Here is an 11,809-nt window from a genome sequence, read left to right on the forward strand (position 1 = left end):
TAACCAACCAGCAACTAATTGCTGATGATTTTTTCAGCGGTTATTGTGGAGTAAATGATGGCTCTCCGTCACTTTCTGACTTTACGTGATTTATCGACTTTAGAACTTAACCAGATTTTGCAACGCGGGATTGAACTCAAGCGTAAGCAGCATAACAATGAAGTTTTCCAACCTTTCGTTGGTAAAGTCATGGGTATGATTTTTGAAAAATCCAGTACTCGTACACGTGTTTCGTTTGAAGCTGGCATGAGTCAATTCGGTGGTAGCGCAATTTTCCTTTCTTCACGCGACTCCCAACTTGGTCGCGGTGAGCCAGTTGAAGATTCGGCGCGCGTGATATCGAGCATGCTGGATATCGTGATGATCCGTACTTTTGGCCATGACATCGTTGAGCGTTTTGCTTCTTATTCAAAAGTACCTGTAATCAATGCATTAACAGATGATCACCATCCTTGCCAATTATTGGCTGACATGCAAACTTACCTCGAACATCGTGGTTCAATTGAAGGTAAAACCGTTGCCTGGATTGGTGATGGCAATAACATGTGCAACTCTTATATTGAAGCAGCGCACATGTGGGGCTTTAAACTTAAAATTGCAGCGCCTAAAGGCTATGAGCCGCAAGAAAAATTCCTGACCGAATTTGCGCATTGTGTCGAACTTGTCGATTCGGCTGAAGATGCAGCGGTAAATGCCGACCTGATCGTGACTGATGTCTGGGCGAGCATGGGCCAGGAAGAAGAGCAAAAAATCCGTGAAAAAGCCTTTGCTGATTATCAGGTCAATGAGCGTTTAATGGATCTTGCACACCCGGATTGCCTGTTCATGCACTGCTTACCCGCTCACCGCGGCGAAGAAATTTCAGAAAACATGCTCGACCACAAAAATGCCGTGGTTTGGGATGAAGCTGAAAACCGCCTGCATGCACAAAAAGCGCTGGTTGAATTCTTGTTAAACGAGAATTTAAAACAAGATTAAATTTTCGACCTAAAGTTTTCTAAAAAAGTACCTTCGGGTGCTTTTTTTATGCTTATAAATTGTTTAATTTAGACCATAAACATTTTAAGTGATGATGATCATGCCATTTAAAACAATATTTTTTTGTTTCAGCACTTTTCTCATATTCAATACCGCACATGCAAAAGCCACCGAACTTGATCAATATTTTGTTAAAAAGCAAATTCTGGATTCATCTTATAAAATCAAAGACCGCAAAGCCCTAAATGAAATTTTAGATGTGATCAGCGATGAAGATTCGCGCACCCTGCCTTTCCAGATCGATCAAAACATGCTGATGGAAAAGTACCAAATGAGCGCGAATGAAGTAAAGATTGAAGGCATTATTACCACGCCTGATTTTGCCCAGTTTGCTCAGGATGTAGGAGATAAGGAAGTCAAAAAGCTGCTTAGAAAAAATATCCTGCAAAACTGCAGCTTATTGTTTGAAAATGAATTTCAGCGTGTCAATCCCTATCATGTTGAATTAAAGTTGTCATCAGAAAGTAAAAACTATGACTTTAAAATTAAAAATAGTGAATGTTCTTTTTAAGAGAGTATCTTGATACGTTAGTTGACTAACGTATCAAACCTTGCGGCTGTAAAATAATAAGCATCGCACCCAGTATGACCACCAATCCTCCTAGCATATCCCAACGTGTCAGAGTGACATGATCAACAAAACGTAGCCACATTAAAGCGGTAAAAATATAAATGCCGCCATAGGCTGCATAAATTCGCCCCGAGGCAGCAGGATGCAAAGTCAGCAACCAGACAAATACCGCCAAGGCCAAAGCCGTAGGCAACCATAACCAATGGGATTTTCCTTGATTCAGAATCAGATAAGGGAAGTAACAGCCTAAAATCTCCATCACAGCAGTGACTAAAAATAATAGACATGTAGTAATAACCTTATGCAGTTGAATATCCATAATTTTAAATTTTCAGGAAAGGATCAGAATGCGAGCAAGTAAAATAAAATAACCCGTGCGAACACGGGTTATTTTATTAATGGTTTTGATTAAGCAGGTTCCGCTGTTTGATCTTCAAACACTTCCAGTTTAAGACCGACCGCTTTACCATTTTCTTTCTTCACAGAAACCGCAACATTACCGCCATGTTCTGCCAATTCACCAAAGAGGATCATTTCAGCAAGCGGTTTTTTCAGGTGTTCCTGAATCAGGCGTTGCATTGGACGAGCACCCATCAAACGATCATAGCCATTTTCAGCCATCCATTCACGTGCACTCTTATCCACTTCAAGAATTACTTTTTTATCATCCAGCTGTGCCTGAAGTTCAGTCAGGAATTTATCCACGACATTTTCAATAATTGTGGTTGGCAATGCCTTGAATTGGATCACCCCATCCAGACGGTTACGGAATTCTGGAGAGAATGCGCGTTTCATCGCTTCCTGATTGTCATTGCTGTTGTCTTGCTCTCTAAAACCGATGCTGACACGTGAAATGCTCTCCGCACCGATATTAGTGGTGAGTACCAGAATCACATTACGGAAATCTGACTTGCGACCATTATTATCTGTTAACGAGCCATGATCCATAATTTGCAACAATAAGTTAAATACATCCGGATGCGCTTTTTCAATTTCATCCAGCAGCAATACACAATGTGGACTCTTATGAATCGCATCGGTCAGCAAACCACCCTGATCGAAACCCACATATCCCGGAGGCGCACCAATTAAACGTGAAACTGCATGACGCTCCATATATTCCGACATATCGAAACGGACCAGCTCTACGCCCAACAATTTTGCCAATTGCTTGGTTACTTCAGTTTTACCTACCCCGGTTGGACCTGCAAAAACAAAGCTACCGACAGGTTTATCCGGTGATTTCAGGCCGGCACGTGATAATTTAATCGCTGAGGACAATGCTTCAATCGCTTCATCCTGACCAAACACCACACGTTTAAGATCACGCTCAAGGTTGGAAAGCACCGTTTTATCATCTTTGGATACGGTTTTCGGTGGAATACGCGCAATCTTGGAGATGATATCTTCAATGTTTTCAACCGTAATCAACGTATCATCTTGCTCAGCTTTCAAACGGCGTTGAGCCCCTGCCTCGTCAATCACATCAATTGCTTTGTCTGGCAAGAAACGGTCATTAATAAACTTGGCTGATAACTCCACTGCAGAAACCAAAGCTTTATCTTCATACTGTACGTGATGAAAATCTTCAAACTTGGATTTTAAGCCTCGCAAGATATCAATGGTTTCTGGAATAGAAGGTTCATTGACATCAATTTTCTGGAAACGGCGAGACAGTGCATGATCTTTTTCAAACACCTGACGGTATTCCTGAAAAGTGGTTGAACCTATGCAACGCAAAGTTCCATTCGATAATGCCGGCTTGATTAAATTTGATGCATCCATGGTGCTGCCCATACTTGAGCCAGCGCCAATAATCATGTGAATTTCATCAATAAAGAGCACCGCTTCCGGTTTCTTTTTTAACGCATTCAGCAATTGTTTCAGGCGCTTTTCAAAGTCACCGCGATATTTGGTTCCTGCAACCAAGGCACCAATATCCAGACTATATACTTCTGCATTTGCAAGTGGCTTAGGTGCTTTACCGTTAACGATCAACCAAGCCAAGCCTTCTGCAATTGAGGTCTTACCTACACCCGGATCACCGACCAGCAAGGGATTGTTTTTACGGCGACGGCATAAAATTTGTGCCGTACGTTCGATTTCTTTTTCGCGCCCGATCAAAGGATCTGTTTTGCCTTTTTGCGCTTCCACATTCAAATTGGTGGTGTATAAATCCAGTGGACCTGCATTTGACGAACTTGATGTTTCTCCATCCAGCTCTTCCACTTCCTCTTCAGCCTGTACGTCTTCTTTACGTGTACCGTGAGATAAATATTGAGTTAATGTTAAACGGTTAATTTGATGGCGTTTAAGCAAGTAAACCGCAAAAGAATCACGTTCAGAATACATTGCAACAAGAATGTCTGCACCTTCAACCGTACGATCACCACCGCTGGATTGCACATGGAAAATTGCACGTTGCAGAATACGGTCAAAACTTTCAGTCGGATGTGGCGCCTGATCGCTATGTTCGCCTAATTTAGGGGTGTGTTGCTCAACATATTCTTCCAGTTCTTTACGAAGAACGATAATGTCTGCTCCACATGCTTTCAGCGCATTTACCGCAGAGTCATTATCCAGTAAAGCCAACAATAAATGTTCAACCGTGAGAAACTCATGTCTCTTTTGACGAGCCATGCTGACAGCCAAACGTAAGGATACTTCTAATTGACGACTGAGCATGTAATCCCCTTAATCTTTTGGCTCAATCTGGCAAAGTAATGGATGACCTTGAGACCGAGCATAATTATTGACTTGGTTCGCTTTCGTTTCCGCAATGTCTCGTGGATAAACGCCTGCAACACCTTTCCCTTCATAATGTACAGTTAGCATTACTTGGGTCGCTTGGTCAAGATTCAAAGCAAAGTATTGTTGTAAAATTTCAATTACAAAGTCCATAGGGGTGTAATCGTCATTCATTAAGACGACAGCATACAAGGGTGGACGTTTTAATTCAGGGGGAGCGGTTTGTACCGCAATATCCCCGTCAGTCCCTTCTGAATCATCCTGCGAGTCATTACTTAAGCGTGGACTAATATGCCAGTCGACATATCCCGATTGATGAAAAGAATTCTTGAGGGTGTTTAAACAATGATGACGCTTATTCATTCGCATAGGATTTTTAATTCACATTTATTGTGCATTTGCTTCTGCTTGAGGAATTTCAGAAATAAATGCCGATTGACTCTCTATCGGTTTGCCACGACCCCAACTAAAACGTTTAATCACTGGTGTACTTGTTGCACCGCTTAAACGCACTTCAATGAATTGTGGCGTAAAGCCTTTAGGCATGGTCCAGCGTCCGGTTAAGCGTTCATAATCTTCAAAGTTAAAGTTTTTGTCTTCCATAGGAACCACTAAAACTTCAGTGCCTTGAATCAAGCGTAACTCTACAGTTCCGGAAATCCCCCGTCGATTCGGACTGACTTGAACCAGATCCAGCTCGTATTCATAAGCATTTTCCGGCAAGGGCTTAATGCCGATATTTTGTATGGTCAGGCTTAAACCGCCACGCTGGCGTAACACTTCCCGGTAGATTACGGCCAAACCTTCAGACTGGGCCTTATCTTCACGAGCCTGATTCAAAGCAACAAACAAATCATTTGAATTGCTGACTGCAACATCACGTTCCTGTACAGCCAGATTCAAATTCTTGTTCAGTGTTTGCAAACTGCTCTTTTGCTTTTGTACCACTTCGACCAGCTGTTCTGCATCTGCTTCATAGCCCACTGCAGTCAAACCTTGCCGATGCCCAACCGAATAACCCAATAAACCACTGCCTGCTACCAAAATGGCAGCACCAATTGCCAACGGCAAATTCCCTTTTAAAAAAGGTTTTTTACTCAGAAAAGGTAGCTGTGACGGAGTATTTGATTCTGTATTCGGCATCGTCATCTCTAATTTTGATTCATTCAAAGCACACATTTAAATCCAAATCCAAATGTGTGTGAAGTCGAAAAACGTTTTTTATGGTAATAAACCAATTCCAGCAAGACCTGCATTTTCAGCAAAGCCAAACATCAGGTTCATATTTTGTACCGCCTGTCCTGCCGCACCTTTCACCAGATTGTCCTGTACAGATAACACAATCAGTTTTTTCGGTTGCGGTTTATACAAGGCAATTCGGAGCTGGTTCGCACCACGCACCGAACGTGTTTCTGGCGAGCTGTTGGCAGGCATTACATCTACAAACTGTTCATTGGCATAAAACTGTTCATACAGGCTTTGCAAGTCCGCAGCATCCCCTGCATCTGTCAAATCAATATAGATCGTGCTGAGCATGCCACGGATCATCGGCACCAAATGCGGTACAAAAACGATGTGATCGAACACGCCCTTTTGACCGGAAATATTTTCCAGTGCTTCCACAATTTCAGGATGATGACGGTGACCTGCAACGCCATAGGCCTTAAAGTTATCGGCATTTTCAGAATAAATCATGCCGAGGCTGGCTTTACGACCTGCACCAGATACCCCGGATTTTGCATCAATAATAATGCTTTCCGGTTTCACCAATGCTTCAGTTTGTTTAAATAATGGTGCAAGACCAAGTTGCACAGTCGTTGGATAGCAACCCGGATTACCAATCACCTTGGCATTTTTAATTTTGTCACGGTTCAGTTCTGACAGACCGTAAACGGAATCTTTTAAAATATCTGGGCAGGAATGCTCAAGACCATACCATTTTTCAAATTGTGCCAAGTCCTGTAAGCGGAAATCTGCCGCCAAGTCGATGACTTTAGTATTCGCTGCCACCAGTTCTGCCGCATGTTTCATGGCTACACCATGTGGGGTTGCAAAGAAAACCACATCGCATTTTTTCAGCTCATCAATGTTCAAATCTGAATATTGAAGGTCGGTATGACCACGCAAGCTTGGGAACATGTCATCGACACGGCGACCATTTTCGGTACGTGATGTCAGTACATTTACCTGTACATTTGGGTGTCGTAGTAAAAGACGCAACAATTCAACGCCTGTATAACCTGTACCACCGACAATACCAACAGTAATCACGATCACTACCTCAAATCAAAAGTTTCCATTTCGTAACTGCGTAGTATGACAGGAAGTTCACGTTTTCTAAACCATTTCTCAAAGGTTTGATGTTTTTTTATAAATTTTAGACCTGTTTCTCAGCCCTATTTTCAGTTCATGAATTAGCTGTTTCCAGCTTCGGCAACCCAGATAGACAGCAGAAAAAATCCCGCTAAAGCCAATAATATAATCGCATCACTACTAGTCGATAACCTAATCACAGCAAGTACTGTCCCCAAGGTTGTTAGAATTTGGGAACAGATTTTTCCATACTCTAAAACAGTGCAATAACAAATAGAAGAACAATGCTGGAGTACACATCAAAAAACCAGCTGACTTAACGCCACTCTATTCCACTTTATTTTAAGCAAAATTCTAATTTTTATGGTTTATTTTAACTGAAACTACAGTTATGGAATATTTGATTTGCTTAGGCTATTTACTGCGTAAAATAATAAAAAATACTCAACTGCAGTTTTTATCCAAACGTTGATAAATTCTTAAAGACTCTATATTCGCCATTCAGAACAGTTTAGGAATGCAAAATCATCTATTTATATCAGGCTGACAAATATGACCCGAGTAATTTTTAAGTGATGCTGGATATCCGCCGAATTCTTTTAAGTGCACCACCAATACGGCATTGGAGTACTTTTTAAAATTTTGCGATGTTGCTGATAATTTGCATCATGTTTCCCCACCTCTGCCCAAAACCTTGGACTATGGTCAAAATGCCGGGTATGTGCCAGCTCATGCACACAGACATAACGGATCACCTGTTCAGGAAACAACACCAACCCACCATTCAACATAATGTCATGTTTGGCCGAGCAACTCCCCCAGCGCGTTTTCGGTTGTCGGATTGAACATTTTCCAAAATTCAGCTGACATTCCTGGCTGGTTTGCTCTAAGTAAATGGGCAAATGCTGCTTGGCATAAGCAATTACGAAAGCTTTTAAATATTGTTCAGGCTGACGGTCACTAATGAATAGCTGTAAATTCTGATCATCGAAAATAAATGAGTGTTTTTGAACTTGATAAATAATCTGTAAAGGTTGCTCTAAATTAAAAAGCTTTAGTTCATTCGGCAATATCTGCTGCTGTATATGCTGTGCTTGCTGTTGCCAGGTTTTCAGCAACCATTCTTCAGCCTGATCCAGAAAGTTTTGAATTTTTCGCTTGCTGCACAGTAGCGGCACAGTTAAACGAATTTGGGCCGAGTCAACACGCAAGCGCAAACGTTTCGCTCGCGCATGACGGATAATCTGGATTTCAGGTAGATTGTTTAGGGTCATTTGTTTTTTTAATCTCCCCCAACCCCTCTTTTTCAAAGAGGGGCTTTTAAAAGTCCCCCTTTAGCAAAGGGGGATTTAGGGGGATTCTATCTATTGAATTAATGGATTAAACCGCAGTACGCTCTTCAATGCCGTTGTCTGTTGCAACTACAGCAATATCGGCTTTATTCAACGCAAAAATACCGTTACACACCACACCTGGAATGTTGTTAATGGTTTTTTCAAGTTCAAGCGCATTCAAGATATTCAGGTTGTGCACATCTAGAATCACATTGCCGTTATCTGTCACTACACCTTCACGGTAAACCGGGTCACCGCCGAGTGAAACAATTTTACGGGCTACCGCAGAACGCGCCATTGGAATGACCTCTACAGGAAGCGGGAAATCACGGCCCAATTGCTCAACCCATTTTGAATCATCCACGATACAGACAAATTTCTTTGCAATCGATGCCACGATTTTTTCACGGGTCAGTGCAGCGCCGCCGCCTTTAATCATATGCATGTGACGGTCAATTTCGTCAGCGCCATCTACATAGGCATCCAGACCACCTACAGAGTTCATGTCGACCACTTCAATGCCCAATTTTTTCAGACGCTCGGCAGTCGCTTCAGAACTTGCAACCGCAGCTTCCAGTTGCAATTCTGGCAATAATTCAATGAGGAAGTTCACTGTACTTCCTGTACCTACCCCCAAAATCCCGCCTTTAGGCAAGTGTTTTAAAGCGGCTTTTGCAGCAGCTTGTTTCTTTTCATCTTGGGTAGCATACAGACTCATAACTTGGCTCAACTATTTTTTGACATTTGTTGCTGATTTAACAGCCCAAATGTACAGGGGTTTGTTACAATAAAGGCCTATTTTAAACTGTTAGATGGAAAATTAACATGCTGTCTCGTTTGGTTCGACAAATATTACAAGCAACGGTGTATGACGTTGCAATCGAAACTCCACTCGAAGCAGCGCCACGAATTAGTGAAAAGCTAAACAACAACATTCGCTTTAAACGCGAAGATTTGCAACCTGTCTTTTCCTTTAAACTACGCGGTGCCTACAACCGTATTAGTCAATTACCGAAATCTCAGTTGGAACGTGGCGTTATTACGGCTTCAGCAGGTAACCATGCACAAGGTGTGGCCCTATCTGGTAAAAAACTGGGAATTCGCGCCATTATTGTCATGCCAAAAACCACGCCTGACATTAAAGTTCAGGCAGTAAAACGTTTGGGTGGTGAAGTGGTCTTGCACGGCGATTCTTTCGATGTTGCCAACAGATATGCGATTCAACGCGCTACCGAAGATGGCATGACCTTTATTCCCCCTTATGACGATGAACTGGTGATGGCCGGTCAAGGCACCATTGCCAATGAAATTTTGCGTCAATGGCGTGATGTGGAATATGTATTTGTTGCCGTTGGAGGTGGCGGTTTGATTGCCGGTGTTGCAGCTTACCTGGGCGATGTTGCGCCACACGTGAAAGTCATTCCGGTGGAATATGATGAATCGGCATGTTTAAAAGCCGCTTTTGAAGCCAATGAACGTGTGATTTTACCTTCGGTAGGTTTATTTGCTGATGGTACGGCGGTCGCTCAAATTGGTGAAAAACCGTTTGATGTGATTCGTATGCAAAAATCAGACAACTCGGGTCCAATTGTTGAGCCGGATGTGGTACTGGTGAACACAGACGAAATCTGTGCTGCAATTAAAGATACCTATGACGAATGCCGCAGCATTGTAGAACCTTCAGGTGCCATGGCACTGGCGGGAATCAAGAAATATGTGGCTGAACATAAACTTGAAGGCAAAAACATGGTGTCGATCGTTTGCGGTGCCAACATGAACTTCGACCGCTTGCGCTATATTGCCGAACGTACGGAGCTCGGTGAACGTAAAGAAGCCATTTTTGCCGTGACCATTCCAGAAGAAAAAGGTTCATTCCTGAATTTCTGCCGTGCCCTGCAAGGCCGTAATATCACGGAATTCAACTATCGCGCCAGTGATGCCAGTGCTGCACAGGTTTTTGTCGGCATCAGCCTGAAAGGTGGTGAAAAAGAACGTCACGACATTTATGAAACCTTGAAAGTTCAATACGATGTAGATGACCTGTCTGATGATGAAGTGGCAAAACTGCATATCCGCTATCTGGTCGGTGGTCATGCAGACATTGAAAATGAACGTCTGTTCCGTGTCGAATTTCCGGAACGTCCAGGTGCCTTACTCACCTTCCTGGAACGCTTAGGACCTACCCATAACATTACCCTGTTCCACTACCGTAACCACGGTGCAGCCGAAGGTCGTGTACTTGTAGGCCTCGAAGCTGAAGATGCCCAACAGAATCCAGATGGTTTAATCGAAACCTTGGAAAGTATCACCTATCCGTATGCAGAAATCACCAACAACCTGGGTTATCAGCGTTTCTTGAAATAAGCCCACTGTCTAGTCCTAAAATAGGTTGACACTTATTTTCAATAAAACGCTCGATGTACTTCATCGGGCGTTTTATAATTTAAGGCTTGATGTGGCCTATAATGATTGTAGATATGAATCGAATCTGCCACCCACTTTTTTGCTTCATGCAAATCCTTAGGCCTACGAAGTAAATACTCATTTTTGAGTATGCCATTGACTCGTTCAGCTAATGCATTTTGATAACAGTCATAACCATCTGTCATCGAACAGGTGATGCCATATTTTGCATGCACTGCTTGATAGAGTTTGGAGCAGTACTGTATTCCTCGATCAGAATGATGAATGAGATCACCTACATTATGTCGTCTCTTCAATGCCTGCTTATAGGCTTGCGACACAGATAAAGCTGTTAAATCAGTATGCACATGATAACCAACAATCTTTCTCGAATAGACATCTGTGACTAAACTGAGATACGCTTCACCCTGTTGAAGGGGGAGATAAGTGATATCAGAGACCCAAAGTTGTTCAATACGCTCCGCTTTCAATTGCCCGTTCTTCACCAAATTAGGGTGACAATAAAAGTGGTGATGGCTCTGTGTTGTCTTGTGATATGAACGTTTCGGTTGTATCAATAGTCGATGTTCTTTCAACAACTTAAACAGATGATCACGACCAACCTGTATGTGGGCCTGATGTTGCAATAAGTAATGTAATTTACGTGTGCCAATACATGGATGTAAGGCACGTTGTAAATGTACATGTCGAAGAATCAAACGGTCTTGATCTGCTTGTAAAGTCGCGTGTTTACACTGCTTATAGAAAGCCTGTCGACTAAAGCCAGCATATCGACAACACTGTGAAACACTTAAGCCTACTTCTTTTTGCTTTTGGCAGATGATATGCCTCTTGACTTTTTTACGAGTTTTACTCCGTATTCTTTCTCAAGCACCTCAATGACTGCTTCAAAGAATTCGGCTTTTCTTTGTGTATCAAGCAATTCCTTTTCTAATTGCTTGATCCGTTGTTCAGGTGTTAAAGAACGTGGGGCAGACATGGGCTGTCCTCTATTTGAAAAAGGTGAACCTTTACGCCAATCTAACCGACCATGCTTCCGAAGCCAAACTAAAACTGTGGAACATCCTTGGATACCATATCGATCCTGTGCTTGTTTATAAGTCATTTCACCATTTTCAACTTGGTCAACAACCGAAAATTTAAAAGCGAGACTATAATCTCGTTGAGTTCTTTTGATGATTGTTTTCATTACACTCTCCAAATTGAGGTTTAGAAAGTGTCAACTTTATTCAGGACGGGACACACTCATTGAAAAAAGAGCCATTCATTGCACTGCTGTCCCACAAATATCACAAGAAGAACCTCAATTGAGGTTCTTCTTGTTTTCGCCATTTTTTATCAGGCACAAAGAGTGACCTTAAAAGTTTCCTTTCAAATAAAT

The 11,809-nt window shown here is 42.3% G+C and carries 11 protein-coding genes; 3 read left to right on the forward strand and 8 right to left on the reverse strand.

Annotated elements, in window-relative coordinates; genetic code table 11:
* The first annotated feature begins 57 nt into the window (after positions 1 to 57).
* Both argF and ACPUEY_RS09395 read left to right on the forward strand, forming a co-directional pair.
* Positions 58 to 978 (forward strand): ornithine carbamoyltransferase, encoded by a 921-nt coding sequence (gene argF, locus ACPUEY_RS09390; RefSeq protein ID WP_092819458.1) that lies wholly within the window; start codon positions 58 to 60, stop codon positions 976 to 978.
* 100 nt (positions 979 to 1,078) lie between these two features.
* Positions 1,079 to 1,549, forward strand: coding sequence for a hypothetical protein (locus tag ACPUEY_RS09395; RefSeq protein WP_261180982.1), 471 nt, complete (start codon positions 1,079 to 1,081; stop codon positions 1,547 to 1,549).
* Positions 1,550 to 1,574: 25 nt separating this feature from the next.
* Here ACPUEY_RS09395 and ACPUEY_RS09400 read toward each other — a convergent pair whose 3' ends face one another.
* The 7 genes from ACPUEY_RS09400 to rpiA all read right to left on the reverse strand — a co-directional run bounded on the left by ACPUEY_RS09400 (position 1,575) and on the right by rpiA (position 8,722).
* A complete protein-coding gene (locus tag ACPUEY_RS09400; protein ID WP_425121899.1) occupies positions 1,575 to 1,928 on the reverse strand; it encodes a YnfA family protein in 354 nt (117 codons plus the stop codon).
* Between the two features lie 89 nt (positions 1,929 to 2,017).
* Positions 2,018 to 4,294, reverse strand: a complete 2,277-nt coding sequence (clpA, locus tag ACPUEY_RS09405; protein WP_092819456.1) for an ATP-dependent Clp protease ATP-binding subunit ClpA — start codon at positions 4,292 to 4,294, stop codon at positions 2,018 to 2,020.
* A gap of 9 nt (positions 4,295 to 4,303) precedes the next feature.
* Complete coding sequence (gene clpS / locus ACPUEY_RS09410) at positions 4,304 to 4,726, reverse strand: ATP-dependent Clp protease adapter ClpS (RefSeq protein ID WP_092819455.1); 423 nt, start codon at positions 4,724 to 4,726, stop codon at positions 4,304 to 4,306.
* 18 nt (positions 4,727 to 4,744) lie between these two features.
* Complete coding sequence (locus ACPUEY_RS09415; RefSeq protein WP_261180981.1) at positions 4,745 to 5,500, reverse strand: DUF6776 family protein; 756 nt, start codon at positions 5,498 to 5,500, stop codon at positions 4,745 to 4,747.
* A 78-nt stretch (positions 5,501 to 5,578) separates the two neighbouring features.
* Entirely contained in the window at positions 5,579 to 6,634 is a 1,056-nt protein-coding gene (argC, locus tag ACPUEY_RS09420; protein WP_425121900.1) for an N-acetyl-gamma-glutamyl-phosphate reductase, read from the reverse strand.
* A 635-nt stretch (positions 6,635 to 7,269) separates the two neighbouring features.
* Entirely contained in the window at positions 7,270 to 7,944 is a 675-nt protein-coding gene (locus tag ACPUEY_RS09425) for a M48 family metallopeptidase (RefSeq protein WP_425121901.1), read from the reverse strand.
* 106 nt (positions 7,945 to 8,050) lie between these two features.
* Complete coding sequence (gene rpiA, locus ACPUEY_RS09430; RefSeq protein ID WP_092819451.1) at positions 8,051 to 8,722, reverse strand: ribose-5-phosphate isomerase RpiA; 672 nt, start codon at positions 8,720 to 8,722, stop codon at positions 8,051 to 8,053.
* Between the two features lie 107 nt (positions 8,723 to 8,829).
* Here rpiA and ilvA point away from each other — a divergent pair, with 107 nt between their 5' ends.
* Positions 8,830 to 10,368, forward strand: a complete 1,539-nt coding sequence (ilvA, locus tag ACPUEY_RS09435) for a threonine ammonia-lyase, biosynthetic (RefSeq protein ID WP_092819450.1) — start codon at positions 8,830 to 8,832, stop codon at positions 10,366 to 10,368.
* Between the two features lie 38 nt (positions 10,369 to 10,406).
* On the opposite strand, the gene ACPUEY_RS09440 is transcribed toward ilvA, so the two are convergent.
* Positions 10,407 to 11,617, reverse strand: a protein-coding gene (locus tag ACPUEY_RS09440) for an IS3 family transposase (protein WP_425121902.1) whose coding sequence is annotated in 2 segments (ribosomal slippage) — positions 10,407 to 11,260 and positions 11,260 to 11,617 — 1,212 coding nt in all. Because the reading frame shifts where the segments join, the coding sequence is not laid out codon by codon here.
* Between the last annotated feature and the right edge of the window lie 192 nt (positions 11,618 to 11,809).

Origin of the sequence: Acinetobacter sp. G11, assembly GCF_049808495.1 — a bacterium.
GTDB lineage: Bacteria > Pseudomonadota > Gammaproteobacteria > Pseudomonadales > Moraxellaceae > Acinetobacter > Acinetobacter kookii.